General features: G+C 67.0%; 22 protein-coding genes and 2 tRNA genes. 7 read left to right on the top strand and 17 right to left on the bottom strand.

What is annotated here, in order from left to right:
• Positions 1–32: 32 nt before the first annotated feature.
• The 4 genes from I0D00_RS15090 to I0D00_RS15105 form a co-directional block, all read right to left on the bottom strand.
• On the bottom strand, positions 33–473 hold the full coding sequence (locus tag I0D00_RS15090; protein ID WP_213640657.1) for a YkvA family protein: 441 nt from the start codon (positions 471–473) through the stop codon (positions 33–35).
• A 367-nt stretch (positions 474–840) separates the two neighbouring features.
• Positions 841–1,545, bottom strand: a complete 705-nt coding sequence (locus I0D00_RS15095; protein WP_213640658.1) for a BamJ family beta-barrel-assembly machinery protein — start codon at positions 1,543–1,545, stop codon at positions 841–843.
• 188 nt (positions 1,546–1,733) lie between these two features.
• Positions 1,734–1,810, bottom strand: a tRNA-Asp gene (locus I0D00_RS15100).
• A 20-nt stretch (positions 1,811–1,830) separates the two neighbouring features.
• Positions 1,831–1,906, bottom strand: a tRNA-Val gene (locus I0D00_RS15105).
• Positions 1,907–2,067: 161 nt separating this feature from the next.
• Here I0D00_RS15105 and rdgC point away from each other — a divergent pair.
• Positions 2,068–2,988, top strand: coding sequence for a recombination-associated protein RdgC (rdgC, locus tag I0D00_RS15110; RefSeq protein ID WP_213640659.1), 921 nt, complete (start codon positions 2,068–2,070; stop codon positions 2,986–2,988).
• Positions 2,989–3,148: 160 nt separating this feature from the next.
• On the top strand, positions 3,149–3,463 hold the full coding sequence (gene sugE, locus I0D00_RS15115) for a quaternary ammonium compound efflux SMR transporter SugE (RefSeq protein ID WP_213640660.1): 315 nt from the start codon (positions 3,149–3,151) through the stop codon (positions 3,461–3,463).
• 53 nt (positions 3,464–3,516) lie between these two features.
• Here sugE and I0D00_RS15120 read toward each other — a convergent pair whose 3' ends face one another.
• The 4 genes from I0D00_RS15120 to I0D00_RS15135 form a co-directional block, all read right to left on the bottom strand.
• Positions 3,517–5,394 carry an MFS transporter gene (locus I0D00_RS15120; RefSeq protein WP_213640661.1) on the bottom strand — a complete coding sequence of 626 codons (1,878 nt, stop codon included), beginning with the start codon at positions 5,392–5,394 and terminating at the stop codon, positions 3,517–3,519.
• A 115-nt stretch (positions 5,395–5,509) separates the two neighbouring features.
• Positions 5,510–5,839 carry an AzlD domain-containing protein gene (locus I0D00_RS15125; protein ID WP_213640662.1) on the bottom strand — a complete coding sequence of 110 codons (330 nt, stop codon included), beginning with the start codon at positions 5,837–5,839 and terminating at the stop codon, positions 5,510–5,512.
• A complete protein-coding gene (locus I0D00_RS15130; RefSeq protein ID WP_213640663.1) occupies positions 5,839–6,549 on the bottom strand; it encodes an AzlC family ABC transporter permease in 711 nt (236 codons plus the stop codon). The genes I0D00_RS15125 and I0D00_RS15130 overlap by 1 nt, the downstream gene beginning before the upstream one ends.
• A gap of 79 nt (positions 6,550–6,628) precedes the next feature.
• The gene (locus I0D00_RS15135; protein ID WP_213640664.1) at positions 6,629–7,459 is read right to left on the bottom strand and encodes a helix-turn-helix transcriptional regulator; all 831 of its coding nucleotides are present in this window, start codon (positions 7,457–7,459) and stop codon (positions 6,629–6,631) included.
• Between the two features lie 376 nt (positions 7,460–7,835).
• Here I0D00_RS15135 and I0D00_RS15140 point away from each other — a divergent pair, with 376 nt between their 5' ends.
• Positions 7,836–11,318: a hybrid sensor histidine kinase/response regulator gene (locus tag I0D00_RS15140; protein WP_213640665.1), complete on the top strand. Its 3,483-nt coding sequence runs from the start codon at positions 7,836–7,838 to the stop codon at positions 11,316–11,318.
• A gap of 83 nt (positions 11,319–11,401) precedes the next feature.
• Positions 11,402–12,688, top strand: coding sequence for an MgtC/SapB family protein (locus tag I0D00_RS15145; protein WP_215731003.1), 1,287 nt, complete (start codon positions 11,402–11,404; stop codon positions 12,686–12,688).
• Between the two features lie 5 nt (positions 12,689–12,693).
• Here I0D00_RS15145 and I0D00_RS15150 read toward each other — a convergent pair whose 3' ends face one another.
• From I0D00_RS15150 to I0D00_RS15165, 4 genes are all read right to left on the bottom strand, one after another.
• Complete coding sequence (locus tag I0D00_RS15150) at positions 12,694–14,058, bottom strand: DNA recombination protein RmuC (protein ID WP_213641794.1); 1,365 nt, start codon at positions 14,056–14,058, stop codon at positions 12,694–12,696.
• Positions 14,059–14,248: 190 nt separating this feature from the next.
• Positions 14,249–14,656, bottom strand: coding sequence for a tetratricopeptide repeat protein (locus tag I0D00_RS15155; RefSeq protein ID WP_213640667.1), 408 nt, complete (start codon positions 14,654–14,656; stop codon positions 14,249–14,251).
• Positions 14,657–15,178: 522 nt separating this feature from the next.
• Entirely contained in the window at positions 15,179–15,931 is a 753-nt protein-coding gene (locus I0D00_RS15160) for an RES family NAD+ phosphorylase (protein ID WP_213640668.1), read from the bottom strand.
• Positions 15,932–16,023: 92 nt separating this feature from the next.
• Positions 16,024–16,392 carry an antitoxin Xre/MbcA/ParS toxin-binding domain-containing protein gene (locus I0D00_RS15165; RefSeq protein WP_213640669.1) on the bottom strand — a complete coding sequence of 123 codons (369 nt, stop codon included), beginning with the start codon at positions 16,390–16,392 and terminating at the stop codon, positions 16,024–16,026.
• A gap of 139 nt (positions 16,393–16,531) precedes the next feature.
• Between I0D00_RS15165 and I0D00_RS15170 the strand changes: the two genes are divergently transcribed.
• The 3 genes from I0D00_RS15170 to I0D00_RS15180 are packed head-to-tail and all read left to right on the top strand — an operon-like array spanning position 16,532 to position 19,689.
• On the top strand, positions 16,532–19,129 hold the full coding sequence (locus I0D00_RS15170) for an intermembrane phospholipid transport YdbH family protein (protein ID WP_213640670.1): 2,598 nt from the start codon (positions 16,532–16,534) through the stop codon (positions 19,127–19,129).
• A 12-nt stretch (positions 19,130–19,141) separates the two neighbouring features.
• Positions 19,142–19,333: a YnbE family lipoprotein gene (locus I0D00_RS15175; RefSeq protein ID WP_213640671.1), complete on the top strand. Its 192-nt coding sequence runs from the start codon at positions 19,142–19,144 to the stop codon at positions 19,331–19,333.
• 11 nt (positions 19,334–19,344) lie between these two features.
• The gene (locus I0D00_RS15180; protein ID WP_213640672.1) at positions 19,345–19,689 is read left to right on the top strand and encodes a YdbL family probable chaperone protein; all 345 of its coding nucleotides are present in this window, start codon (positions 19,345–19,347) and stop codon (positions 19,687–19,689) included.
• Positions 19,690–19,887: 198 nt separating this feature from the next.
• On the opposite strand, the gene I0D00_RS15185 is transcribed toward I0D00_RS15180, so the two are convergent.
• The 5 genes from I0D00_RS15185 to I0D00_RS15205 all read right to left on the bottom strand — a co-directional run bounded on the left by I0D00_RS15185 (position 19,888) and on the right by I0D00_RS15205 (position 26,513).
• Positions 19,888–20,835, bottom strand: coding sequence for an IS481 family transposase (locus I0D00_RS15185; RefSeq protein WP_213640673.1), 948 nt, complete (start codon positions 20,833–20,835; stop codon positions 19,888–19,890).
• A gap of 83 nt (positions 20,836–20,918) precedes the next feature.
• The gene (locus tag I0D00_RS15190) at positions 20,919–21,725 is read right to left on the bottom strand and encodes an enoyl-CoA hydratase/isomerase family protein (RefSeq protein ID WP_213640674.1); all 807 of its coding nucleotides are present in this window, start codon (positions 21,723–21,725) and stop codon (positions 20,919–20,921) included.
• Between the two features lie 105 nt (positions 21,726–21,830).
• Positions 21,831–23,462 carry a BCCT family transporter gene (locus I0D00_RS15195; protein ID WP_274611295.1) on the bottom strand — a complete coding sequence of 544 codons (1,632 nt, stop codon included), beginning with the start codon at positions 23,460–23,462 and terminating at the stop codon, positions 21,831–21,833.
• Positions 23,463–23,608: 146 nt separating this feature from the next.
• Positions 23,609–24,391 carry an enoyl-CoA hydratase-related protein gene (locus I0D00_RS15200; RefSeq protein ID WP_213640676.1) on the bottom strand — a complete coding sequence of 261 codons (783 nt, stop codon included), beginning with the start codon at positions 24,389–24,391 and terminating at the stop codon, positions 23,609–23,611.
• 70 nt (positions 24,392–24,461) lie between these two features.
• Entirely contained in the window at positions 24,462–26,513 is a 2,052-nt protein-coding gene (locus I0D00_RS15205) for an acetate--CoA ligase family protein (protein ID WP_213640677.1), read from the bottom strand.
• Positions 26,514–26,652 lie beyond the last annotated feature (139 nt).

Consider the following 26,652-nt stretch of genomic DNA (forward strand, 5'->3'; position numbering starts at 1 on the left):
AACACTCGCCCAGCAACACCCCCAGCGGACGGCTAGCGCGGCGCGACCACCTCGTCATCCGCCGGCAACCGCTCTATCCGCTCCAGCACCTGGGGCGCCTGGGCCTCGCGCCAGGCGCGGAAGGCGTCCAGCTCGCTACTCCAGGTGCGCAGCACCCAGGCCAGCACGGCCAGATCGTCGATGAAACCCACCCCGACCAACCAGTCCGGCAAGGCATCCAGGGGCGTTACGAAATACAGCAGGGCCGCTACCACCGCCAGCAGCGCCTCGCCGCCAATCGCCGTGTACTCACCGCGCCACCAGGCCAGGCAGAGGTTCTGCAGCAAGCGCAGGTCCTCCTGCAGAGCGGCAAGGCGCCAGCCCTGACGACCACTCTTACGTGCGACGGCCAACAGCAACCCCGGCAATCGGGCACGACTCAGCAACTGCTGCGCCAACGGCAGGAATCGGGCGAAAGTCCAGGGCGCCTTCATCGTCTCACCTCGCCAGCCCGCGTACTTGCTGGGCTCTTCTAGGTTATCCACGCAAGCTGTGGATAACCCTGTGAACACAAGCTGAATGAGTCCGCCAAAGGCCCACCCCATCGGGCCTCAGGACAGATCGGACATTTTTTATCCAGCCAACAAAATTCATATAAATCAAATACTTAAAAAATCAAAAGGTATTCCACCGAGAAGCCCGCAAACGACTCTGGAAGATCCCTCGAGAATGTGCATAACCGTAACACCGAAAGGCCGGGAGCGGGCCCGTTCAGACCGCCCGGTCGACCACCGGAGCCCCCGGCCCCCGGCAGAAACGACAACGCCCCGTCGAGACGGGGCGCTGCGATGAAGCGCGAGCTTACTGTTCGGCGCTGGCGTCCTTGATGGACAGCAACTCCAACTCGAACACCAGCACCGAGTTGGCCGGAATCGCCGGAGTCGGGCTCTGCTCGCCATAGGCCAGCTCACTGGGGATATACAGCTTGTACTTCTCGCCGACATGCATCAGCTGCAGACCTTCCACCCAGCCCGGGATCACACCGCTGACCGGCAGATCGATCGGGCTGCCGCGCTCGATCGAGCTGTCGAACACGCTGCCGTCGGTCAGCTTGCCTTCATAGTGCACGGTCACCACGTCGGTGGCCTTGGGCTGGGCACCCTCGGCCTTGGTCAGCACCTCGTACTGCAGGCCGGACTCGGTGGTCACCACGCCTTCGCGCTTGGCATTGTCCTCGAGGAACTTCTTGCCGGCCTTGGCCGACTCCTCGTTCATGGCGGCCATGCGCTCCTCGGCACGCTTCTGCAGGAAGGCGAAGGCCTCGATCAGCTCCTCGTCCTTCAGGCGCTGCTCCTTCTTGCCGATGGCGTCTTCGATGCCCTGGGCGACGGCCTTGGAATCCAGGTCATCCATGCCTTCCTGGGCCAGGCTCTTGCCCATGTTCAGGCCGATGCCGTAGGAGGCCTTCTGCGCCGGGGTCTCCAGCTCGACGCTGGTCTGCGAATCGCAGCCCGCGAGTACCAGGCCAACCAGCGCAACCGCCGCTGCTAAACGATGCTGTTTCATGCTTGATCCTTGTTCGGTGCGCCCTAGGGCAATCGAGTGAAGGCGCGAGCTTAGCAGGCCGCCGCGATCACTGGCTACCGACATAGGAACCAGAAAAGGCGTATAAGTTCAGGTATTTAGCAGGATTTTCGGAGGAGTACGGCGAATGTTGCGAAGGAGGGAAAGCAGAGGCGAAGCGAGGAAGGAAATGGCGCAGCGGACGGGACTCGAACCCGCGACCCCCGGCGTGACAGGCCGGTATTCTAACCGACTGAACTACCGCTGCGCGTAACCCCAAAAGCGAGTTGGTGGGTGATGACGGGATCGAACCGCCGACCCTCTGCTTGTAAGGCAGATGCTCTCCCAGCTGAGCTAATCACCCTTCACTCTCGAAGTGGGGCGCATTCTAGAGAGCCATCGGCACCTTGGCAAGCCCTGATCGAAAAAAAATTATCGGCGCAGCAAAGGCTTAGCGCAGGGTTGGCCTGGGACCCCGAGGGGGAGAATAATGCGCGCTTTGCGTTAATGGAGAGTCACCCCCTCATGTGGTTTCGCAACCTGCTGGTCTACCGCCTCACCCAGAACATTCCCTTCGACGCCGAGGCACTCGAAGCCGCATTGGCCGCCAAGCCGGCACGCCCCTGCGCCAGCCAGGAACTGACCACCTACGGCTTCATCGCCCCCTTCGGCAAGGGCGCCGACGCCCCCCTGGTGCACGAGAGCCAGGGCTTCCTGCTGATCGCCGCGCGCAAGGAGGAGCGCATCCTGCCGGGCAGCGTGGTGCGTGATGCGCTGAAGGAGAAGGTCGACGAGATCGAGGCCGAGCAGATGCGCAAGGTCTACAAGAAGGAGCGCGACCAGCTCAAGGACGAGATCGTCCAGGCCTTCCTGCCCCGCGCCTTCATCCGCAAGTCGGCGACCTTCGCCGCCATCGCCCCGGCCCAGGGCCTGATCCTGGTCGACGCCGCCAGCCCCAAGCGCGCCGAAGACCTGCTGTCGACCCTGCGCGAGGCCATCGGCTCGCTGCCGGTGCGGCCGCTGACGGTGAAGATCGCGCCGAGCGCCACCCTCACCGACTGGGTCAAGGCACAGAAAGCCGCCGCCGACTTCTTCGTGCTGGACGAGTGCGAGCTGCGCGACACCCATGAGGATGGCGGCGTGGTGCGCTGCAAGCGCCAGGACCTGACCAGCGACGAGATCCAGTTGCACCTGAGCGCCGGCAAGCAGGTCACCCAGCTGGCCCTGGGCTGGCAGGACAAGCTGTCCTTCATGCTCGACGACAAGCTGGTGATCAAGCGCCTGCGCTTCGAGGACCTGCTGCAGGAGCAGGCCGAGCAGGATGGCGGCGACGACAACCTCGGCCAGCTGGATGCCAGCTTCACCCTGATGATGCTGACCCTGGTCCAGTACCTGCCCGCGCTGTTCGAGGCCCTCGGCGGCGAGGAGATACCCCAGGGCATCTGAATGCCCCGGGCCGGGGCCGGCCGCGGCAGGCCCGCTGGTCCCCACCGGCTTGCCCCGGCAGCCGGTCTGTGCACAATGACCGACAGCGTGAGGACGACCTCACCACTCCATGAGTGACCACCCGGGGACGGCCCCAGCCCTTTCCCGTGCGGAGGTCAACATGTCCTGGATCATCCTGTTCTTTGCCGGCCTGTTCGAGGTCGGCTGGGCCGTCGGCCTGAAATATACCGACGGTTTCACCCGCCCCCTGCCCAGCCTGCTGACCATCGCCGCCATGGTCGTCAGCCTCGGCCTGCTCGGCCTGGCCATGAAGGAGCTGCCCCTGGGCACCGCCTACGCCATCTGGACCGGGGTCGGCGCGGTCGGCACGGTAATCGCCGGGATCATCCTGTTCGGCGAGTCCCTGGCGCTGCTGCGCCTGCTCAGCGTGGCGCTGATCCTCTGCGGCCTGCTCGGCCTCAAACTCAGCCATTGAGGCGCCCATAACCAGAAGCCCGCCATTCGGCGGGCTTTTTCATTCGGACGGGTTCAGCGCCGTTCGCCGCGCAGCTGGGCGACCTGCGCCTGCAACAGCTGACGGTTCGCCGCCTCCGGACTGAGCGGCGCACCGGCCTCCAGCTGGATGCGCGACCACAGGCGGCGAAACAGCCCCTTGCGCGGGTCGCGGCTGAAGAAGCTGCCCCACAGCCCCTTGAGCGCCATGGGGATCACCGGCACCGGATTCTCCGCGAGGATGCGCTCGATGCCGCCCCTGAACTCGTTGATCTCGCCATCGCCGGTCAGCTTGCCCTCCGGGAAGATGCACACCAGCTCGCCGTTGCGCAGGTACTCGGCGATCTTCTTGAAGGCCGCGTCGTAGACCAGCAGGTCCTCGTTGCGCCCGGCGATCGGCACGGTGCCGGCGGTACGGAAGATGAAGTTGAGCAGCGGCAGCCTGTAGATCTTGTAATACATGACGAAGCGCACCGGCCGGCGCACCGCGCCGCCGATCAACAGGGCGTCGACGAAGGACACGTGGTTGCACACCAGCACCGCCGCGCCCTCCTCGGGGATGGCCTCCAGCCCGCGGTGCTCGACCCGGTACATGGAGTGGCCGAGCAGCCAGATCAAAAAGCGCATGCTGAACTCGGGGACGATCTTGAAGATGTAGCTGTTGACCGCGACGTTCATCAGCGAGACGACCAGGAACAGCTGGGGGATCGACAGCTCGGCGACGCTGAGAAAGAGGATCGAGGCGATCGCCGAGACCACCATGAACAGCGCGTTGAGGATGTTGTTGGCGGCGATCACCCGCGCCCGCTCATGCTCCACCGTGCGCGCCTGGATCAGGGCATACAGCGGCACTATGTAGAAGCCGCCGAACAGGCCGATGCCGAGGATGGCGGCGAGCACCCACCAGGCCTGGCCATGCCCCAGCAGCGCCAGCCAGTCATGGGGCTCGGCACCCTGGACGAAACCGTCGGAATGCCACCACAGCAGCACGCCGAACAGGGTCAGGCCGATGGAGCCGAACGGCACCAGGCCGATCTCCACCTTGTGCCCGCTCATGCGCTCGCACAGCATCGAGCCCAGGCCGATGCCGAGGGAAAACACCGTGAGGATCAGGGTCACCACGCTCTCGTCGCCGTGCAGCCAGTCCTTGGCATAGGCCGGGATCTGGGTCAGATAGATCGCACCGAGGAACCAGAACCAGGAGTTGCCCAGCAGCGAGCGCGACACCGAGACCGGCTGCTCGGCCAGACCCAGGCGCATGATCCGCCAGGACTGACGCAGGATGTTCCAGTCCAGCTGCAACTCCGGCAGGGCCGCATGGGCGCGGGGAATGGCGCGACTGGCCAGGTAGCCGAGCACGGCGACCACGACCACCGAGCCGGCGACTATTTCCGCGTAGGCGCTGCTGGCCATGATGATGCCGGCGCCGATGGTGCCGGCGAGGATGGCCAGGAAGGTGCCCATCTCCACCAGGGCGTTGCCGCCGACCAGCTCCTCCTCGCGCAGGTGCTGGGGCAGGATCGAATACTTCACCGGGCCGAACAGCGCCGACTGGGTGCCCATGCAGAACAGCACGGCGAGCATCAGCGGCAGGCTGTCGAGCAGCACCCCGGCGGCGCCGGCCAGCATGATCAGGATCTCGGCGAACTTGATCGCGCGGATCAGGCTGTCCTTGGCGAATTTCTCGCCGAACTGCCCGCCGAGCGCCGAGAACAGGAAGAACGGCAGGATGAACAGCAGCGCGCAGAGGTTGACCAGCAGGCTCTTGTCGGCGCCGGAGCTGAGCTTGTAGAGGATGGCGAGGATCAGCGACTGCTTGAAGATGTTGTCGTTGAAGGCGCCGAGCAACTGGGTAAGGAAGAACGGCAGGAAACGCCGCTTACCGAGCAGGGTGAATTGCGAATCTGGGGTCATCGTCCGTGTACCTGTCATCTGTGACCAAACGGGCCGTCCAGCATTGGACTGCAACAACCGCCCGGAAAGCCACAGCAATCGCCGATTCTTGCCGAGGGCGCGACAGGATCGACGCTCAGATCGGCAGTTGCCCCAGCGCCCAGCGCAGCAGGAAGAACACCAGCAGGCCGCCGCCGATGGTCGCCAGCAGGTGCCGGGTCAGCGCGGCGATGGCGATCGCCGCGAGGCCGGCCAGCAGGTAGGCGTTGTCCAGGCGCAGCGCCCAGTGCTGACCATCGGGCATGACCATCCCCGGCACGACTATGGCGGTGAGCACCGCGGTCGGCACATAGTGCAGGCCCTGGCGCACCAACGGCGGGAAGCTCAGGTTGGGGAAGGCGAACAGGCTGTAGCGGATGGCGAAGGTGATCGCCAGCATGCCGAGGATCAGCACCCAGTTGTCCATCAGGCCACCTCCCCGAGTACAGGCGCGCAACGCCGCTCGAGCAACACGCCGACCAGGATGCCGCTGAAGGCGGCCGCCAGCAGGCCGAGCTTGTACGGCAAGGCGTGGCAGGCGAGCGCGACGGCGCCGGCCACCAGGGCCGCGGCCACCTGCGGGCGGTTGCGCAGCATGGGCACGACGATGCCGATAAAGGTCGCCAGCATGGCGAAGTCCAGGCCCCAGGCGGCGAGGTTCGGCACGCTCTGGCCGAACAGCACGCCGATCAGGGTGCACAGCTGCCAGTTCAGGTACATCGCCAGCGCCGCTCCGAGGAAGTACCAGTGCTTGTTCGGCGAGGCATCCTCATCGAGATAGCGGTGCTGCACCACGGCATAGGCCTCGTCGGTCAGCCAGAAGGCCAGCGGCATGCGCCAGCGCTTGGGCAGGTGGCGCACGAAGGGCTGCAGGCTGGCGCTGTACAGGGCGTGGCGCAGGTTGACCACCAGGGTGGTGAGCAGCAACACGGCCAGGCCGGTACCGACGCCGAGCAGGCTGATGGCGATGAACTGGGCCGAGCCGGCGAATACCAGCAGCGACATGCCGAGGGTCTGCCAGGGGTTGAGGCCGGCGGCGCCGGCCAGGCTGCCGAAGATGATGCCGAAGGGTATGGCGCCGAGCAGCATCGGCAGCATGTCGCGGGCGCCCTGGGTGAATTCGTGCGAGCGGGTCATATAGGTCCTCCTGGGTCGCCAGCCTAGCGCCCTCCCGCCGCGCGGTCTTGAACGATCTTGCGCAGCCGGGGTAGCGCCGTCACGCCAGACAGGCCCGGCGATATTCCCCGGGCGCGATGCCATAGGCCCGCTTGAACTGGCGGCTGAGATGGCTCTGGTCGGCGAAGCCCAGCTGCAGGGCCACGGCGAGCGGCGTGGCGCCCCGCTGCAATTGCGCCCGGGCCTGCTGCAGGCGGCGCTGCCGCAGCCAGGCGTGGGGCGGCAGGCCGGTGGCGCGGCGAAACACCCGGGCGAAGTGGAACGGCGACAGATGGACCGCGGCCGCCAACTGTTCCAGCGAGGGCGGGTCGGCGAGGCGGCTGTCCAATAGCGCCTTGGCCTGCGCCACCGCCCAAGGCTCACGCCCGGGTTCGCGCGCCTCACGCACCCGCCCGTGGCGCTGGAACAGCAGCAGGATCGCCTCACGCCAGGCGGCCTGGCACTGCAGGGCGGTGGCTGGGCCGTCCAGCAGGCGATGCAGTTCGGCGAACGCCCGGCTCACCTGTCGATCCTGGATCACGCTGCCGGCGAATCCGGGCAGACCGCCGACATCCAGCTCCAGTTCTTGCAGCACACGGCGGATCTGCTGCGCATCCGGGTAGCAGGCCCGGTAGCGCCAGCCCTGATCGCCAGCCTTGGAACAGGAGTGCAACTCATCGGGGTTGATCACGATCATGCTGCCCACCGAGGCCAGGTGACCGCAGCCGCGGTGCTGAAACCGGTGGGCGCCCTGCTCGACCACACCGAGCACGAAACCCTCGTGCACATGGGGGGAAAAGGTGTGTTCGATGTAGCGCGCATGCAGCAACTCGACCCCGCCCAACTGGGGGGCGCGCCAGAAATGCGTCTGCTCGCTCGCACTCAAGTCCATCGCCCACGCCCCCGAGCGAGGCCGTTGCGCGCCGTCGACGCCACGCAGTGCCTGCGACCCAGACGCCCAGCGACTGGGCCGTGATGCCGACAGGACACGTCCGATCCCGGCAGGATGAAAGATGGCAACTCGAACATGACGCCCCTCCCTGGCCATTGCCGCAACCGCACCACGCTATCAGGGCGGTGCCCCAGGCACAATTGCCGCGCGGCCGCCACAGCCCTCCAAGCCCGGTACCTGCGACCTTGGTCGCGCCTGACTCGGCCGGGCTTTGCTGCGACACTGTGACGAGCCGAAGGAGTATCTTCTGTCTCTGGGCCCCGCCCCGCTCGCCGCGGGCGGCGCCGGCCCGACAACCCTCGCCGCCGGAGTGTGCATGTCGCTGTCCAACGGGCTGATCGCCACGGTCGCCCTGATCTACATGGCCATCCTGTTCGCCATCGCCTTCTATGGCGACCGCCGCCCCACGCCGCTGCCGCCGCGCATGCGCGCCTGGGTGTACAGCCTGTCGCTGGCGGTGTACTGCACCAGCTGGACCTTCTTCGGCGCGGTCGGCCAGGCCGCCGAGCAGCTCTGGTCGTTCCTGCCGATCTACCTGGGGCCGATCCTGCTGCTGCTGCTGGCGCCCTGGGTGCTGCAGAAGATGGTGATGATCAGCAAGGAGGAGAACATCACCTCGATCGCCGACTTCATCGCCGCGCGCTACGGCAAATCCCAGGCCCTGGCGATAGTCGTGGCGCTGATCTGCCTGGTCGGCGTACTGCCCTACATCGCCCTGCAGCTCAAGGGCATCGTCCTCGGGGTCAACCTGCTGGTCGACGCCGGGGCCGACGCCAATGGCATTCGCGCCCAGGACACCGCGCTGGTGGTATCCCTGATCCTGGCGCTGTTCACCATCCTGTTCGGCACCCGCAATCTGGACGTCACCGAACACCACCGCGGCATGGTGCTGGCGATCGCCTTCGAGTCGCTGGTCAAGCTGCTGGCCTTCCTCGCCGTGGGCGCCTTCGTCACCTACGGCCTGTACAACGGCGCGGGCGACCTGTTCCAGCAGGCCCGCAGCGCCCCCGAGCTGAGCGACTTCTGGGCCGAGACGATGAACTGGCCGGCCATGCTGGCGCTGACCGGCATGTCGATGATCGCCATCGTCTGCCTGCCGCGGCAGTTCCATGTCACGGTGGTGGAAAACATCGAGCCCAAGGACCTGCGCCTGGCGCGCTGGGTGTTTCCCGCCTACCTGGTGCTGGCCGCGCTGTTCGTCGTGCCCATCGCCCTGGCCGGGCAGATGCTGCTGCCGGCGGGGGTGACGCCGGACTCCTTCGTCATCAGCCTGCCGTTGGCCCAGGCCCACCCGGCCCTGGCCCTGCTGGCCTTCATCGGCGGCGCCTCGGCGGCCACCGGCATGGTCATAGTCGCGTCCGTCGCCTTGTCGACCATGATCTCCAACGACATGCTGCTGCCTTGGCTGCTGCGCAGGAAGAACGCCGAACGCCCCTTCGAGGCGTTCCGCCACTGGATGCTCACGGCGCGGCGGGTAAGCATCCTGCTGATCCTGCTGCTGGCCTACGTCTGCTACCGCCTGCTCGGCGAAGGCGCCAGCCTGGCGACCATCGGCCAGGTGTCGTTCGCCGCGATCGGCCAGCTGGGCCCGGCGATGTTCGGCGCCCTGGTGTGGAAACAGGCCAACCGTCGCGGAGTCTTCGCCGGCCTCGGGGTCGGCTCGCTGCTGTGGTTCTACACCCTGATCATGCCGCTGGTGGCGCGCAGCCTGGGCTGGCCACTGGAGAGCCTGCCCGGCCTGCAGGCGCTGCTGTACGCGCCGATCGGCTTCACGGTCGATGCCCTGACCCGCGGCGTGGTGCTGTCGCTGGCCGGCAATTTCCTGCTGTTCGTCGGGGTCTCCTATTTCTCCCGCACCCGGGTCTCGGAACACTGGCAGGCCGGACGCTTCATCGGCCACGACTTCGGCGCCAAGCCCAGCAGCCGCAGCCTGCTGGCGGTGCAGGTGGAGGACCTGCTGCTGCTGGCCGGCCGCTTCGTCGGCGAGCAGCGCGCCCGCCAGAGCTTCCAGCGCTACGCCTCGCGCCAGGGCCAGGCATTCGCCGCCGACCAGCCGGCCGACAGCGGGTGGATCGCCCATACCGAGCGCCTGCTCGCCGGCGTGCTGGGCGCCTCCTCGACCCGTGCGGTGGTGCGCGCGGCCATCGAGGGGCGGGAGATGCGGGTCGAGGACGTGGTGCGCATCGTCGACGAGGCCAGCGAGGTGCTGCAGTTCAACCGCGCCCTGCTGCAGGGCGCGATCGAGAACATCACCCAGGGCATCAGCGTGGTCGACCAGTCCCTGCGCCTGGTGGCCTGGAACCGACGCTACCTGGAGCTGTTCGACTACCCGGACGGCATGATCTACGTCGGCCGGCCGATTGCCGAGATCATCCGCTTCAATGCCGAGCGCGGCATGCTCGGGGTGGGCGATATCGACATCGAAGAGAATGTCGCCAAACGCCTGCACTGGATGCGCCAGGGCACCGCGCACAAATACGAGCGACTGTTCCCCAACGGCCGGGTGATCGAGCTGATCGGCAACCCGATGCCCGGTGGCGGCTTCGTCATGAGCTTCACCGACATCACCGAGTTCCGCGAGGCCGAGCGCGCGCTCAAGGACGCCAACGAAGGCCTGGAGCAACGGGTGGCCACGCGCACCTTCGAGCTGTCGCAGCTGAACCAGGCGCTGGGCGAGGCCAAGGCCCGGGCGGAGACGGCCAACCAGTCGAAGACCCGCTTCCTCGCCGCCGTCAGCCACGACCTGATGCAGCCGCTGAATGCCGCCCGGCTGTTCTCTGCCGCCCTCTCCCACCAGGACGAGGCGCTGCCACGCGAGACCCGGGAGCTGGTGCGCCACCTGGACAGCTCGCTGCGCTCGGCGGAAGACCTGATCGGCGACCTGCTGGACATCTCGCGCCTGGAAAACGGGCGCATCAACCCCGATCGCAATGCCTTCGTCCTCAATAGCCTGTTCGATACCCTGGGCGCCGAGTTCAGGGTGCTGGCCGCCGAGCAGGGCATCGACTTCCGCCTGCGCGGCAGCCGCCTGCGGATCGACAGCGACAGCAAGCTGCTACGCCGGGTGCTGCAGAACTTCCTGACCAATGCCTTCCGCTACGCCAAGGGCCGGGTCCTGCTCGGCGTGCGCCGCCGGGGCGGGCAGCTGCGCCTGGAGGTCTGGGACCGCGGCCCGGGCATCCCGGACGACAAGCGCAGGGTGATCTTCGAGGAATTCAAGCGCCTGGACAGCCACCAGACCCGCGCCGAGAAGGGCCTGGGCCTGGGCCTGGCGATCGCCGACGGCCTGTGCCGGGTACTCGAGCACAAACTGGAAGTGCGGTCCTGGCCCGGCAAGGGCAGCGTGTTCAGCGTCAGCGTGCCCCTGGCCCGGAGCCCGGCGGCGAAACCCCAGGCCGCCAGCAGCGAGCTCAACGGCCAGCCGCTGAGCGGCAGCCAGGTGCTGTGCATCGACAACGAGGACAGCATTCTCACCGGCATGCACAGCCTGCTGTCGCGCTGGGGCTGCCAGGTCTGGACCGCGCGCAACCGCCTGGAGTGCGAGCACCTGCTCAGCGAAGACGTGCGCCCCCATGTGGCGCTGGTCGACTATCACCTCGACGAGGGCGAGACCGGCACCGAGCTGATGGCCTGGCTGCGCACCCGCCTGGGCGAGCCGGTGCCCGGCGTGGTGATCAGCGCCGACGGCCGCCCCGAACTGGTCGACGAGGTGCACGCCGCCGGCCTCGACTACCTGGCCAAACCGGTCAAGCCGGCGGCCCTGCGCGCCCTGCTCAGCCGCCACCTGAGCCTGCGCTAGGATCTCTGCGGTCCTGCACCGCCGAGCAGGCGCCGCGCGCCTGATCTCGCGCAAGAACCCGCCGGTGCCCGTTGGCTAGACTGCTGGAAGCGAGTCGCAGCCAAGGACGCCCCGTGCCCGAAGACCTCGACACCCTGTTGAATTTCGCCAGCGCCCTGGCCGCCGGCCTGCTGATCGGTGCCGAGCGCGGCTGGCAGCAGCGCGATACCGAGGATGGCCGCTTCGCCGCCGGCATCCGGACCTTTGCGCTCAGCGCCCTGCTCGGCGGCTTCGCCCAGCTGCTGGGGGAGTACCTGGGCGTCATCGCCTGGGCCGTCGTCTGCGCCGGCTTCGCCGCCCTGGTGATCGCCGCCTACTTCGGCGAACTCAAGCGTCACGGCGACATGGGCATGACCAGCGAGGTGGCCCTGCTGATCACCTTCGTGCTCGGCAGCCTGGCGGTCGCCGGCTATCCGCAACTGGCCGCCGCCGGGGCCGTGGCGGTGGCCCTGCTGTTGAGCCTCAAACCCGTGCTGCACGGTTCACTGCAGCGGCTCAACGAACTCGAACTGTCCGGCGCGCTCAAGCTGCTGTTCATCTCCCTGGTGCTGCTGCCGGCGCTGCCCAATCGCAACTACGGGCCCTGGCAGGTGTTCAATCCCTATGTCACCTGGTGGATGGTGGTGCTGATCGCCGGCCTGGGCTTCGTCGCCTACATGGCGATCCGCCTGGCCGGCACACGCCAGGGCCTGTTGATCACCGCCTTGCTCGGCGGCATCGTCTCCTCCACGGCGATGACCATCACCCTGGCCCGACTCGACCGCGCACAGGAGTTGCGCACCATCCTCGCCTGCGGGCTGCTGAGCGCCTCGGCGCTGATGTTCCCCCGGGTGCTGCTGGAGGTCGGCCTGGTCAACGCCAGCTTGCTGCCGCAGCTGATCTGGCCGCTGGGCGTCGCCGGACTGGTCTATGCCGGCGGCGCCCTGGCCTATGCCCTGGGGGGCGACAGGAGCACGCCGGAGAACACCGAGCCACCGCTGAGGAACCCGTTCGAACTCGGCCCGGCGCTGCGTTTCGCCGCCCTGCTGGTGGCGATCCTGTTCGTCGTCGAAGGCGCCCGGCGCTGGCTCGGCGACGTCGGCGTGTACCTGGTGGCGCTGCTGTCCGGGCTCGCCGACGTCGACGCCATCACCCTGTCCCTGGCACGCAGTGCGCGCAGCGAGCTCGCTGCCGAAGTGGCGGTGCGCGGCATCTTCCTCGCGACCCTGAGCAACAGCCTGGTCAAGGGCCTGCTGATCGCCCTGATCGGCGGGCGCCAGCTGGCCCTGTACACCCTGCCGGTGATGGCCGCCGGCCTGCTCGCCGGCCTGCTGATCCTGCTCCTGTTCTAGCGGCGTCAGTCCTCGCCGACCTCGTCCAGCAGCGGCACGCCGGCGGCACGCTCCAGCAGCTCGGCCGGCAGGCTCTTGCTGGCCCGGGCGCCGAGCAGCTTGAGGTTCTCCACCCGGCTGATGATATTGCCGCGGCCGGCGCACAGCTTGTTGCGCGCCGCCCCGTAGGCCTTGTCCAGCTGTTGCAGGCGAGCGCCCATCTCGTCGAGGTCCTGGATGAAGGCGACGAACTTGTCGTACAACGCCCCGGCACGCTCGGCGATCTCGCGGGCGTTCTGGCTCTGCCGCTCCTGCCGCCAGAGGCTGTCGATCACCCGCAGGGTGGCCAGCAGGGTGGTCGGGCTGACGATCACGATGTTCTGCTCGAAGGCTTCCTGGAACAGTCCGGGGTCGGCCTGCAGGGCGGCGGCGAACGCCGCCTCGATCGGCACAAAGAGCAGGACGAAGTCCAGGCTGTGCAGGCCCTCCAGGCGCTGGTAGTCCTTCAGCGACAGGCCCTTGAGATGCCCGCGCAGCGACTGCACATGCTGCTTGAGGGCCTGCTGGCGGGCCGCCTCGTCCTCGGCGGCGACGAACTGCTGATAGGCGGTCAGGCTGACCTTGGCGTCCACCACCACCTGCTTGTCGCCGGGCAGCTGGATCAGCACGTCAGGCTGGAAACGCTCGCCCTCGGCGCTTCTCAGGCTGACCTGGGTCTGGTATTCGCGGCCCTTCTCCAGCCCGGCATGCTCCAGCACCCTTTCGAGTACCAGCTCGCCCCAGTTGCCCTGGGTCTTCTGCCCCTTCAGGGCACGGCTCAGGCTCAGCGCCTCGTCGCCCAGGCGCTGGTTGAGCTGCTGCAGGCGCTCCAGCTCCTTGCCCAGGGAGAAGCGCTCGCGGGCCTCCTGCTGGTAGCTCTCCTCGACGCGCTTCTCGAAGGCCTGGATGCGCTCCTTCAGCGGGTCGAGCAACTGGCCGAGGCGCTGCTGGCTGGTCTCGGCGAAGCGCTGCTCACGCTCGTCGAAGATCTTCCCGGCCAGCTCGGCGAACTGCGCGCGCAGCTCTTCACGGGAGCCTTGCAAGTCCTCGAGGCGCTGCTGGTGGTTGTCCTGCTGCTCGCGCAGCTCGGCGCTCAGCGCCGCCTTCTCGGCTCCCAGGCGGCGCAGCTCGGCTTCCTGCTGCTCGCGCTGCACCTGCCAGGCCTGGGCAGCCTCGCGGGCGATCTGGCGTTCGTGCTGGAGCAACTCGGCCTCGCGGCGCAGGGCCGCCAGCTCGGCCTGCTGGTCGGCCTTGATCTCGCTGATTTCGGAGACTTCCTCGCGGCAGGCCTCCAGCTGGGCACTCAGGCCGGCCTGGCTCAGCTGGGCGCCATTCAGGCGCTCCTGCAACAACCTGCACTCCAGGCGCGCCTCGGCGGCGCGGCGTTGCAGGGCCCAGGCCAGGGCCAGTGACGGCACGGCCGCCACGACGGCGCCGAACAACAGGGCCGGCAACAAAGAAACGAGATCGATGGGCATAAGCGGCTCCGCGCAAGACTGCCGGGCAGTATAACCAGCCCCCTGCGGGACGGTCAGGCGCGGATCAGAGGCCGCCCAACAGGCGCTTGGCCTCATGGGAGCCCTGCGCCGCGGCCTGCTCCAGCCAGTGCCGAGCCTGCTGTGGCGCGTGGCTGCGCGGCTGGCTGAAGAACCGGCCCAGCTCCAGTTGCGCCCGGCGATCGCCGGCGCGCGCCGCCTGACGCAGCAGTTCCAGGCCGATGCGCCGGTCGCGGGTGTTGCCGCAGTCACGGCAGAGCATCTGCCCCAGGCGGCTCTGTGCCTGCACCACCCCCCGACGAGCCGGTTGCTTGAGCAGGTGTCCGGCGAAGCGTTTGACGCTCCGGGCATGGCCCAGGCGCGGGCTGTCCAGCAGCCACAGGGCGACGCGCAGCGGCAGGCGCGCACAGGTGGATTCGGTTTCAGGGACGAGGCGGGGCAGAGCACGGGGCATAGGAAACAGCGACAGGGGCAACGAGAAAGGCGCGCACTCTACTCTTTTTTCCGGCGAGGTAAAGCCTTGCCGCGCATCCGTCTCGCGCCTCTGCAGAGGGTACTGGCGACAATCCACAGAAGCTGTGGATAACTCAGTGGACAACGTGGGCGAAAACGCCCCGATGGCTGATGGCATAAGGCCTCGAGTCAAACTGACGATTTTTTCGCCAGCCTAAAAAGATCATATTTTTCATTGACTTATAAAATCATCACGCAAAATCAAGGGTTTACACCGAACATTAATTCTGCCTTGACAAGGCGCCTCGTCATTGTGCACAAGTCTTTCGCCAAGAGCCGTGAACGCCCCGTTTCAGAGCGCTTTCGGGGCCAGGTCGGGGCGCGTTCAGGCGCCTGCCGGCCTCCTCTCGACCCGCCCCGAAGCCCTCGCCACCCCGGAATCAGGCCCCGTCGCCCTGCCCTGCGATAAATAGCCGCAGGGCGCTCGCACCTGCCTCAAACCGATGCACGGGCCACCCGCCGCTCACGCGGGCAAGGGCAGGCGCCCATCTATCAGGTAGTCCGCCAGCTGGAACAGCCGCGGCGTGTCGGGGGCCTGGGCGCTCTTGAAGGCCACGTAGGCCGCAGTGGTTTCGCACAGCCAGGGCAACAGGTTGCGCGGGCGCCGCTCCGCCAGCGCCTGGGGTCCGTACAGCGCGACGTTGCTGCCACCGAGGGGGCAGCGTGCCGAACGGTACTCGAACGCCACGACCCCGGCCGCGCGCATGCTCGCCCCCAGAACCTGGCAATGGCGATAGTCGCTCGGGTGGCACAGCTCGCGCTGGAACTGGCTGAAGGGCGCCCGCTGCAGGCGGATGCCGCGCTCGGCCTGGTAGCGCGCCTCGAACGAGGAATGCTCGGACAACACCCGCCCACTGGGCGGTGCACTGGCCATGCCGTCCCACAGCACGAAGCGGTAATAGGCCGCCTCCGCCATCGCCGTCTCCAGGCGCAGCGCCGCATAGAACAGGCTGGGCTCCTGACGCGTACCGAAGCGCGACCCCCAGCGCAACGGCGGGTAGCGGAAAGGGGTTTTCAGCAGATAGTGCAGCGCCTCGGCCTCCTGCGGCAGCGGCGGCTTGCTGCTCTCCAGCAGCGCCTCGAGCAGCGCCTGCTCGGCCAGGTTGTCCACCAACTGCAGCGTGGCGACCTGCTCCTGGCTCTCGACCAGGCGTACCAGTCGCCCGCGCAGGGGCGCGATCTGCTCGACTCCGTGGCACTCTTGCCAGATGTCCATGGCGGTTCTTCCTTATTGTTGTTGGCCTGCGGCCAGTCGCCCTCCGCCACCCGCCCGGCGGCCTGGCGCCATTAGGGACATGGAAGCGCAGCTCAGACCTTGCCGCGGATCGCGTCCAGGTACTCCACCACGTGCACCAGCCCCTGTACCCGCCCCATCAGCTCCAGCGGCACGCCGCCCAGGTGGCGGTTGTCGGTCCGCAGGAAGTGCCGCATGTCCTGCAGATTGCCGCCGAACAGGGCGAACAGGGCGCGATAGACCCGAATCAACAGCAGCGCCAACTCGCCGGTCTTGCTCTGCGGGCGCAGCCCGGTGTCCGCCCAGCGGCTGATCGCCGTGCGGTGCACGCCGACGATAGCGGCCAGCTCCTGCTGCGTCAGCCCCAGTTGCTCACGGGTATTGAGCAGGGCCTTGGCCAACACCGCATCGGCGTCGGCAGCCGGTCGGACAAGTGCGCTCATAACCTTCGACCTCTGCGTCTGTTTACATCAAGTCTACTACCTGATGACGCAAAATCACAAATCCATCCAGAGGCCGATTGGCAGCCGTGAGCCCCATGGGGTAACGTCCGGGAACGCTTTGCCGCCATGGATCAAGCCCATGCTCAGCCGGCGCCTCTGGCTGCCCATCACCTGTCTGCTGCTCGTGCTCACGCTGCTCGCCGGCTACGGCTATGCCGCCTGGCTTCGGTTGCTCGAACGCCAGCATATCCACCGGCTCGACTGGCAAAGCCCCGGCCTGGGCCGGGACGGCCTGCACCTGGGCCATCTCGAGCTGCTCCAGCAGGGCCCGGCGGGCGAACTGCACCTGCAGGTCGAGCGCCTGCACCTGGGCTGGGATCAGCTCGGCATCGCCCCGCCCTTCTGGCAGCAGATCGAGGCCGAGCGACTCAGCGTGAGCTGGCATCCCGCAGCCGAACCCTCCAGCCCCGACCCTGCCGTGCCGGAACTGCGCCGGCTCACCGCTGCCCTGTCGGTCGTACCGCACAGCCTGCGGATCGACCGCTTCAGCGCCGAGCTGCCCTGTGCCCGCGGCCGCTGCACCCTGCACGGCGATGCCCTCCGCCTCGCCCGGGAGCGGTCCGCACTGGCGCTGCACTTCAATATCCGCGAGGCCGGCAAGCGCCTGGCCTGGAGCGCCCGCCTGCGCAACCCGGCCGATGAACTGGCGTTGCAACTGGCGCTGGCAGTCGACGACCACCCTCAACTGGAGCTGAACAGCAGCCTGCAGGCCAATGCCGAAGGCCTGCTGTGGCGCGGCGAATTGTCGGCTCCCGCGCTGAGCGAAGCCGCCACCCTGCGCGACTGGCTCGCCGCCTGGGGGCTGCCCCCCGGCACGCAGCTGCCCAGCCCGCCGGACAACGCGCGGCTGTCGGCCCGCTGGCGGGTACAGCTGCCGCCCGGCGAGCTGACCGCGGATCGCCTGCGCCAGGCCAGCGGCCGAGTGGAAGGCAGCGGCTCGCTCCCCGAGCCCTGGCGCCTCCCCGGGATCGGTCGGCTGCAGGGCGACGTCAGCCTGGCCGCCCGCAGCCTCCAGGGCCGCTGGTCCATCGAACAGCTGGCCGCCGACCTCGACCTGCAGGAGCCACTGGGCGACTGGCAGCGCCGCCTGCCCCAGGCCTTGCGCAGCGACTCGCTACGGCTGCGCATCGCGGCCGGCACGCCCCTGGACGAGCTGCCGAACGGCCTGGCCGGACGCGCCCTGCCCCTGGCGCTTGAGCTGCGCGGTCGCGGCCCGAGCCCCTTCGAGCTGCGCGCCACGCTGGCCCTGGCCAACGCCCCGCCCTGGGCACTGCAACTCACCGATGCCCGGCTCGCCGCCAGCACGCCGCAGCTGGCCATGGCCGGCTGGGCAGCCCGCCAACTGGATGCCAGGCTGAACTTCGACGCCTACCTGGACGAGCGGCGGCTGAATGTGCAGCTGCAGCCTGGTTCCCGGCTGCAGATCGGCACGCTGAGTGGCCATGACCTGAGCCTGGAGGGCCTGGACGCCGGGCTGGCCGGACTGCAATTGCGCACACAATTGCTCGGCGGCGCCGTGCAGGGCTGGCAGCTAGAGGGCCCCGGCACCCTGAGCAGCCGACGCCTCAGCCAGCCTGCGCTGAAGCCCCAAGGCTGGCAGTGGCGAGGCCGCGTGCAGGCATCCGCGGCGCGACTCGAGTCGGAGGGACTGATTACCGCGGAGTCCGACCTCAACCTGCCCCTCCAGTTGCACTACGACGGCGACCGTGGCCTGCACGCCCACGCCCAGCTACCGGAGCTGTTCCTGCGTGCCGGCAACCCGCTGGCCAAGACCCTGGCGGCCTGGCCGGCGCTCCTCGAACTGAGCAAGGGCCGCCTGAGCGCCAGGGCCAGCCTCGATCTGGCGCCGGGCGCTGCGCCCGATATCCGGCTCGATCTCAGCGGCAAGGGCCTGGCCGGACTCTACGACCGGACCGCCCTCGGCGGCCTGGATGCCCAGGCGCAGGTGCGGGTGGCGCACGGCGAACTGCAGGTGGAACTGACCGAACTCCGCCTGGCCGAGGCCGACCCGGGCATCCCCCTCGGCCCCCTGCACCTGCGCGGCCGCTACCGTGCCCCCCTTGCCCAGACGGACCAGGGCCAACTGCAGCTGTTCCAGGCCGACAGCGAGCTACTGGGGGGCAGCCTTCATATACCCCCAGGCCAGTGGAGCCTGAAGCAGGACAGCCTGCTGCTGCCACTGCAACTGCGCGGCCTGCGCCTCGAACGCCTGTTCACCCTCTATCCGGCCGAGGGCCTGGCCGGCAGCGGCGTGCTCGACGGCCAGCTGCCGCTAACCCTCGGCCCGGACGGCCTGCGAATCGCCCAGGGCCAGCTGGCGGCACGCGCTCCAGGCGGACGCCTGCAGTTCCGCTCCGAGCGCATGCAGGCGCTGGGGCGCAGCAACCCGGCCATGCAATTGGTCACCCAATCCCTGGAGGACTTTCGCTTCACCACCCTGCGCAGCCGCGTCGACTATGATCCCCAGGGCAAACTGCTCCTGGCCATGCGCCTGGAAGGCCAGAACCCGGCGATCGAACAGGGCCGGCCGATCCACTTCAACATCAACCTGGAAGAAGACATCCCCACCCTCTTGGCCAGCCTGCAATTGACCGATAAGGTGAACGAAATCATCAGGCGACGAGTGCAGCAGCGCATACTGGAACGCCGCGCCGCGACCGCGCCGAAGGAGCCCTAAGGAGAACACGCCATGCGCTTGCAGAGCTGTTTCGCCGTCCTGCTCATGGGCCTGCTGAGCGCAGCCTGTACCCCGACGGTGCAGCTGGCGATGCCCACCGAGCCGATCAACATCAACCTCAACGTGAAGATCGAGCACGAGATCTACATCAAGGTGGACAAGGCGCTGGACGACATCTTCAGCGAATCCAGCGGACTGTTTTGAGGAGCACTGCCATGACCCTGTCCAAACGCATCGCCAGCCTGCTACTGCTGCTCAGCCTGAGCCTGCCGGCCCTGGCGCTGAACCTCAACGAAGCCATGTCCGCCCTCGGCCCGGCCAAGGCCAGCGGCCAGCTCGGCGAGATGCCCAACGGCTATCTCGGCGTGGTGAAACCCGGCGGCCAGGCCGCGGAAATCGCCCGCCTGATCAACCAGGCGCGACGCGCCGAGTACCAGAAACTGGCCAACGAGAACGGCATCCAACTCAAAGACGTGGAGGCCATTGCCGGCCAGAAAGCCATAGAAAAGACCCCGCCCGGCCAGTACATCCAGCAGCAGGGCCAGTGGCGGCGCAAGTGATCCCCGTCGAACTTCCCCTGAAGCGCCCACTGCGGGAGGCGTATGGCGCAAGCAGAAACTGGCTGACGGTCGCTTAGACGAGCAATGCCGCGCGCAACCCAGTCTCCCGCAGGATGCCTAGAGCCCGGGCCGGGCATACGCCTCGCCCCTTGTGGCGCAGCCTCAGCCCCAGAAACACCTTGTACGTCTCGTCGAGCGCTAGCTGTGTAAACCCAGTACGTTATTCAGTGAAAGCGGAACGCGACTGATTGGTGGCTGGTAGCCGAGGCTGGCGTGTGGCCGGTGCCAATTGTAGTGATGTAGCCAGGGCGTCAGGTGCTGTGCTCGCTGTGCCGAACTTTCATAGCTATGGGCATAGGCCCACTCGCGCAGACTGGTCTGGATGAAGCGCTCGGCCTTGCCGTTGGTGCGTGGCGTGTAAGGTTTGGTGCGCAGATGGCGCAGCCCCAATCGTCTGAGCAAACGCCGAAACGTGCGAGAGCGATAGCAGCTGCCGTTGTCGGTCATGATGCGGGTGAAACGAATGCCCAGGCTGCGGTAGTAGCGCAGCGCCTGGAGCAAGGCTTGGCAAGCACTGCGACCACGCTCGTCAGGATGCAGGCTGCTGAAGGCGATGCGGCTGGCATCGTCGATGGCCACGTGGACGAATTCCCAGCCCGCGCCGTCGGAGTTCTGCTGGCGGTCGCCGGTGACCCGATGGCCAGGTCGCCAGAAACGGCCCAGCTTTTTGATATCCAGATGCAGCAGATCTCCGGGTGTCGGGTACTCGTAGCGCACCACCGGTGGCGCCGGCTCCAGCTCAGCCAGTCGATGAAAGCCGGCCCGCCGCAGGCGGCGCGCAACAGTGCTGACGGCCAAGCCTAGCTCTCTGGCGATCTGCCGATAGGTCTTGCGGCATCGCCGATGTTCGATCAGACGCTCGACCACGGTATCGGGTGTCGCATGCGGGCAGTGTTGCGGACGTGATGAACGATCCATCAACCCGGCCTCGCCTTCCTCGCGAAAGCGCCGCAACCATTTGTAGGCGGTTCGCACGCTCACACCGGCCGCCTGGGCGGCTTCTTCGACCCGCAAGCCGTGCTGGATGCGCCGAACCAAAAGGGCTCGACCGCGAGGGGTAAGACGGGCATGTTTATGCAGGTTCATCCGGGGCTCCTGGAAGGCTAGGTTGGTCGCACTTCCAGAATTCCGGGAATGCCCCGGATGAACAACCTACTGAGAGATCACAGCTAGCGGCCGAACACCGGCGTACGCTTTTCGAGAAAGGCGCTGACCCCCTCTTCAAACTCTGCGGTTAGCGCGCAGGCAGTGAAGGCTTGCAGCTCGCGGTCGAGATGATCGGCGAGCCGAGCCAGGTTCTCCCCCTTGACCAGCCGTTTCAGCTGCCGTGTGGCGACAGCGGGTCCTGCCCCCAGGCCTTCCGCCAGCTCCATGACGCTGCGCTCAAGCCACCCTGGCTCGGCCACATGACTGACCAGCCCCCACTGCTGGGCCTGCGCTGCATCAATGCTGCGGTTGAACATCAGCATCTCCAAGGCGCGCTGCTCGCCGATGATCGCCGGCAAGACTTGGCTCAGCCCGCCATCGGGGGTGGTGCCCAAGGCCGTGTACGCCGGGACGAACCTGCACCCCGCCTCGGCGACGATGAAATCGGCCCTGCAGGCCAGACTCATACCGACCCCGGCGACAGCGCCCTGAACGGCGGCGATGACCGGTACCGGAATCCGCGCCAGCGCCAGCATCGCCTGGTGGGCCAGCCCGATGTAATGCGCCAGCGGGTCACGCCGCGCCTCAGGCAGCAGCTCGAGCAGCTGGCGAAAGAAGGCGACGTCGCCACCGGCGCAGAACACCGGCCCCGTCCCCCTCAGAATCACCGCGCGCAGCTCTGGCGACGCCACACAGCGCGAAAATGCCTCCAACAACTGCTGCAGGGCACGATCCGAAAGGGCGTTTCGCGCTGCGGGCCGGTTGAGGGTGATCCAGGCAATACCCTGCCGCTGCTCGAAAATAACCTCCTGGCCTACCGGGTCATCCATCTTTGTTTTCCTCCACGGGCTTAGTCCCTGCACGGTTAAAAATCTTCGAGTCGAAAAACGACGACCGGCAGGAATGCCGGTCGTCTGGCGAAGCACCGCCAGGGATCAGGCCTGCGGCAGGGGCCTAGCCTCGATGCCCACCGCAGGCTCAGCCGCAGCCTCGGGGCCGGAGCTGGCTTGGCGCTGGCTTGCCCGCTGCAGATGGGGCTGATCTTCCTTGAGCCAGCGCAGCAGCGACATCACGGCAATGCCCATGAGGAATACCAGCGGCAGGCCGACCACGATGCTGGCGGTCTTCACGGTCTCCAAGCCACCGATATTCATCACCACCAGCGCGGTTGTGCCCAGCATCAGGGCCCAGAACAGGCGGTTGTAGACCACCGGCTCCTGGCCATCCTGCAACTGCTTGGAGGCGATGGTCGACATCACGTAGGCCGAAGAGTCCACCGTGGTGCCGGTGTAGACGAAGCCGACGAAGACGAACAGCGGCAGCAGCAGCCACTCCATGGGCATCTGCATCAGCACGCCGAGAATGGCGGCGGCCGGGCTTTCGTTCTTCATGGTTTCCAGGACCGGGAACAGGCCGTTCATCTCCGCATGCATCATGTTGTTGCCGAACAGCATGAAGAACAGCATGCAGCCCGCGCTGCCAGCCAGGGTGACGGTCAGGCCGATCTCGCGGAAGGTACGCCCCTTGGACACACGGGCGATGAAGATCCCCATGTACGGACCGTAAGCCACCCACCAGGCCCAGTAGAAGATGGTCCACCACTGCGGGAACATGCTCTTGCCGACCGGGTCGGTGTAGAAGGTCATGCGAGCGAATTCGGCGAGCATCAGGCCGAAGCTGTCGGTGAACTGGTTCAGCAGGTAGAAAGTCGGTCCACCGACGAAGACGATAAAGCACAACAGCAGCACGGCGACCAGGTTGATGTCGCTGAGCACCTTGATGCCCTTTTTCAGACCCAGCACCACCGAGGAGATGAAGATCGCCGTCCACACGCAGACCACCGCGACATCGACGCCGAAGGTGTGGGCGACGCCGAACATGCGGCTTACCGCTTCGGCCAGCATCGGCGTACCCGACGCCAAAGTCGTAGCGGTGGCGCCCAGCAGACCGAAGAGCACCGTGATATCGATGACCTTGCCGATCACCCCGTTGGCGTTCTTCTCACCGATGATGCCGGCGCAGGCACTGCTCAGGCGCAGCCCCTTGGTGCCGCGGTTGTAGTAGGCGTAACCGATCGGAAAGGCGGTCAGGCAGTAGAAGGCCCAGCCGATCGGCCCCCAATGGAACATGCCGTACATGGCCGAATAGTCCGCCGCCGCCTGGCTTTTCGCCTCCAGACCGAAGGGCGGAGATTCGTAGTAATAAGTCCACTCGATGGCGGCCCAGTAGATCAGCGCAGTACCGATGCCCGAGCAGAAGAACATGGCAATCCAGCTCATGCGACCGAACTCGGGGCGCGCGTCGGCGCCCCCCAGGCGAATGTCGCCGTATTTGCCAAGCGACAGCCAGGCCACCACGCTCAGGCACAGCGCACCGGCCCAGATGTAGACGAAGCCGAGCTGGTTGGTGATGAAGTCGAACATCGACTTGATGACGACCTTGGCGCTGTCCTCGAAGAGGATCATGGAGATCAGCAGTATGGAAATGGTGATCAGCGATGGCCAAAAGATGCCTTTGTCCACCTCAGCCACTGGGCTGGTTACAGGTTGTCCGGTGTGAATCGTCATTATTGTTGTCCTCACGATGATTGACTTGCGTGTGCCCAGCCGTAATCAGGTCTCCGCCATACAGGTGTCTCCGCTCAAACTGCCTATCGTCGCCGCAGACTTGTGTCCATCGGGCCCATGTCGTCGGCGACACGGGCCCGGGATAACTACTTGCCGGTCCAGTCCGGCTCTCGCTTGGCCACGAAAGCCTTGGCGCCTTCCTGCGCGTCGCTGCTGTCAAGCATCCTCATGAACGCCGGCCAGGCCCGCGAACGCAGCGCCGCGTAGCTCTCGGCGAACGACAGCGTCTCGGTGAGGTGCACCGCTTCCTTGATCGCGGCCAGGGACAGGGGCGCGGCCTTGAGCAGCTCCGCTGCCACGGCGCGGGCGCGCTCCATCAGTTGCTCGGCCGGCACCACCTCGTTGATCAGGCCGTAGCGGGCCAGCTCGGCGGCACTCTGGCGGCGCCCGAGCATGAGCATTTCCATGGCTTTCTGCCGGGGCAGCAGTTTCGGCAGCATGAAGGTGGCCACGTCTGGAGCAACGCCGATGCGCACTTCCGGCAAATAGAACTCGGCGTGCTCGGCGGCGATCACGAAATCGGCGCGCAGCAGCATTTCAAAGCCGGCACCAACAGCCAGCCCATTGACCGCACAGATCACCGGCTTGTACAGGTCCTTCATCTCGGGGAAGCCGGCAAAGCCGCCTTCACCGAAATCTTCCAGGTACTCCTCGCCTTCGGCCACGGCGTTGAGGTCCCAGCCGGCGCAGTAGAACTTGGCGCCGGCGCCGGTGAGAATCGCCACCCGCAGGGTGGGGTCGTCGCGGAAGTCGGCAAACAGCTGGCTCATGACCCGGCTCAGGGGCGCGTCCAGGGTGTTGGCCTTGGGCCGGTCGATGACGATTTCCAGAATCTGGCCGTTGCGGGTGACCTTCAGAAATTCATGCATTGTTCTTCTCCAGGTGGTCTCCACGCCCCAAGGCAGGGGCGCCGATCGGGGTGCAAAAGTCGCTGAACGCTCAGTCCGGGCGGACCATGCGGATCAGGGCGTCGGCCGCGACCACGCCCCGGCCTTCGGCCAGCAGCATCAGCGGATTGATATCCAGTTCGGCGATTGCATCGGCGTGCTCCTGGACGAACTCGGCGATGCCCAGGATCGCCTCGGCAGCCGCCTCCAGGTCCGCCCGCGGGCGGCCGCGGAAGCCGGCGAACAGCGGCGCGCACTTGAGCGACTGCAGGGCTTCGAGCACCTGCGGCTTGGTCACTGGCAGCAGCAGCGAGCGGCTGTCCTTGAGCAGCTCGACCAGGATGCCGCCGGCGCCAAGCACCAGATAGGCCCCGAATTGCTCGTCCCGGGCCACCCCGACGATCAGCTCGGCGACGCAACCGCCGATCATCTTCTCGATCAGGAAGGAGCTGCTCAGAGCGCTCATCTGCTCCACCGCGGCCGCCACCGCCTGGCCGCTGTGCAGGTTCAGCTGGACCCCGCCCACGTCGGTCTTGTGCGCCACGCCCAGGGCCTTGACCACCACCGGGAAGCCCAGGCGCTCGGCGACGGCTGCCGCCTCGGCAGAGCTGTGGGCGATGGCCGATTGCGGGACAGGCACACCGTGGTAGGCCAGGAGCTGCTTGGACTCGGCCTCATCGAGCAGGGTCAGGGAGGCGTCGCGGCGCAACGGCTGGTTCTTCAGCAGGGACTGGTAGTCCAGACGCGTCCAGGCCCGCCCCACAGTCAGGGCCGCCTGCAGTCCGGCCAGGCCGTCGTCGATGCCACTCAGGGGCACTATGCCCTGGGCACTCAGGCGCTGCGCCACCGCCTCGCCCATGTTGTCCGTGAGGGTGGCCATCACCGCCGCCTTGCCCGGGCACCGTTGCGCCGCCTGCACCAGGGCGCGCTCGGCGATCTCCCAGGAGGCGGTGTCGCACAGGTCTGCGCGGGGGAAGTCGAGCAGGCTGATGGTCATGTCGAAGCCATCGGCCATGAAGGCGTCGATGGTCTCGGCCATGCGCGGCTGATCGTTCCAGTCGAACATCTGGTAGTCCAGCGGGTTGCCCACTACCACGCGCTCATGCAGGGTCGCCGCGAGGCGCTCGGTACCTTCAGGCGAAAGCGCCGGCATGAGCAAGTCGGTGTGCTCCAGGGCATCGCCGATCAACGACAGGTCGCCGCCGGAGGTGCTCATCACGCCGAGCCGGTTGCCGCTCAGCGGGCCACACAGGTGCAGCACCTTGAGCGCCTCCACCAGCGCCTCCAGGGAATGCACGCGGGCCACGCCGGTGCGCTCGAACAGCAGGTTCATCAGCTCATCCGAGCCGCTCAGGGACGCGGTGTGCGACAGGGCCATCTTCTGCGCGGCTGCCGAGCGCCCGGACTTGAGGGCCACCACCGGCTTGCCCAGCTTGCGAGCGACCGCGATCGCCGCCTCGAAGGCGCAGGGATCGGAAATGCCTTCGATATACAGGCCGATGGCCGACACCCGCTCCTGCTGGGCAAAGGTACTGATCGCATCGTGCAGGTCGAACTTGAGCTTGTTGCCCAGCGACAGCACGTAGGAAACCGGCAGTCCGCGGCGCTGCATGGTCAGGTTGAAGGCGACGTTGGACGACATGGTGACGATCGCCACGCCCCGCTCGACCCGGCTGCCGCCTTGCTGATCCGGCCACAGCATGGCGCCATCGACATAGTTGAGCATGCCGTAGCAGTTGGGCCCCAGCAGCGGCATATCCCCGCTGGCCTCGAGCAGCCGACGCTGCAACTCGACCCCCTCGCCCCCGGCTTCGCCATAACCCGTGGCGAAACAGACGGCACCGCCGGCGCCACGCTCGGCCAGCGCCCTGACGATGTCGATGCTCAGGTGACGGTTGACCGCCACATAGGCGGCATCGGGGCTACCCGGCAATTCCTCGACGCTACGGTAGACCTTGTGTCCGAGGATCTCGGTCTTGCTCGGGTGCACCGGCCAGATCTCGCCCAGGTACTGCATGCGGTCGCATTGGCGGATTACCTCTTCAGCTTCCCGGCCGCCGAAAACGGCGATCGAGCGAGGTTGTAGAACACGCGAAAATGACATCCACACTACTCCTGACGCGATTGGAATCGTTGTTGTGCGCTTCTTGGACGCGGCCGCAGTGCCCTTGGATGGAGAATCGGCAACTCAGTGGTTGCCGCCCCCCTGACGTGACCGCCTGAAGCATCTGCAGCCGATGGTG

The organism is Pseudomonas lalucatii, assembly GCF_018398425.1.
Lineage (GTDB): Bacteria > Pseudomonadota > Gammaproteobacteria > Pseudomonadales > Pseudomonadaceae > Aquipseudomonas > Aquipseudomonas lalucatii.

Bases quoted from the DNA above. Each gene is read 5' to 3' on its own strand.
- I0D00_RS15155 (WP_213640667.1), bottom strand. From the start codon at position 14,656: ATGCCCCGTGCTCTGCCCCGCCTCGTCCCTGAAACCGAATCCACCTGT.
- I0D00_RS15165 (WP_213640669.1), bottom strand. From the start codon at position 16,392: ATGAGCGCACTTGTCCGACCGGCTGCCGACGCCGATGCGGTGTTGGCC.
- I0D00_RS15135 (WP_213640664.1), bottom strand. From the start codon at position 7,459: ATGGACTTGAGTGCGAGCGAGCAGACGCATTTCTGGCGCGCCCCCCAG.
- I0D00_RS15160 (WP_213640668.1), bottom strand. From the start codon at position 15,931: ATGGACATCTGGCAAGAGTGCCACGGAGTCGAGCAGATCGCGCCCCTG.
- I0D00_RS15095 (WP_213640658.1), bottom strand. From the start codon at position 1,545: ATGAAACAGCATCGTTTAGCAGCGGCGGTTGCGCTGGTTGGCCTGGTA.
- I0D00_RS15185 (WP_213640673.1), bottom strand. From the start codon at position 20,835: ATGAACCTGCATAAACATGCCCGTCTTACCCCTCGCGGTCGAGCCCTT.
- I0D00_RS15125 (WP_213640662.1), bottom strand. From the start codon at position 5,839: ATGGACAACTGGGTGCTGATCCTCGGCATGCTGGCGATCACCTTCGCC.
- I0D00_RS15170 (WP_213640670.1), top strand. From the start codon at position 16,532: ATGCTCAGCCGGCGCCTCTGGCTGCCCATCACCTGTCTGCTGCTCGTG.
- sugE (WP_213640660.1), top strand. From the start codon at position 3,149: ATGTCCTGGATCATCCTGTTCTTTGCCGGCCTGTTCGAGGTCGGCTGG.
- I0D00_RS15180 (WP_213640672.1), top strand. From the start codon at position 19,345: ATGACCCTGTCCAAACGCATCGCCAGCCTGCTACTGCTGCTCAGCCTG.
- I0D00_RS15090 (WP_213640657.1), bottom strand. From the start codon at position 473: ATGAAGGCGCCCTGGACTTTCGCCCGATTCCTGCCGTTGGCGCAGCAG.
- rdgC (WP_213640659.1), top strand. From the start codon at position 2,068: ATGTGGTTTCGCAACCTGCTGGTCTACCGCCTCACCCAGAACATTCCC.
- I0D00_RS15130 (WP_213640663.1), bottom strand. From the start codon at position 6,549: ATGACCCGCTCGCACGAATTCACCCAGGGCGCCCGCGACATGCTGCCG.
- I0D00_RS15140 (WP_213640665.1), top strand. From the start codon at position 7,836: ATGTCGCTGTCCAACGGGCTGATCGCCACGGTCGCCCTGATCTACATG.
- I0D00_RS15200 (WP_213640676.1), bottom strand. From the start codon at position 24,391: ATGCATGAATTTCTGAAGGTCACCCGCAACGGCCAGATTCTGGAAATC.
- I0D00_RS15195 (WP_274611295.1), bottom strand. From the start codon at position 23,462: ATGACGATTCACACCGGACAACCTGTAACCAGCCCAGTGGCTGAGGTG.
- I0D00_RS15175 (WP_213640671.1), top strand. From the start codon at position 19,142: ATGCGCTTGCAGAGCTGTTTCGCCGTCCTGCTCATGGGCCTGCTGAGC.
- I0D00_RS15190 (WP_213640674.1), bottom strand. From the start codon at position 21,725: ATGGATGACCCGGTAGGCCAGGAGGTTATTTTCGAGCAGCGGCAGGGT.
- I0D00_RS15205 (WP_213640677.1), bottom strand. From the start codon at position 26,513: ATGTCATTTTCGCGTGTTCTACAACCTCGCTCGATCGCCGTTTTCGGC.
- I0D00_RS15120 (WP_213640661.1), bottom strand. From the start codon at position 5,394: ATGACCCCAGATTCGCAATTCACCCTGCTCGGTAAGCGGCGTTTCCTG.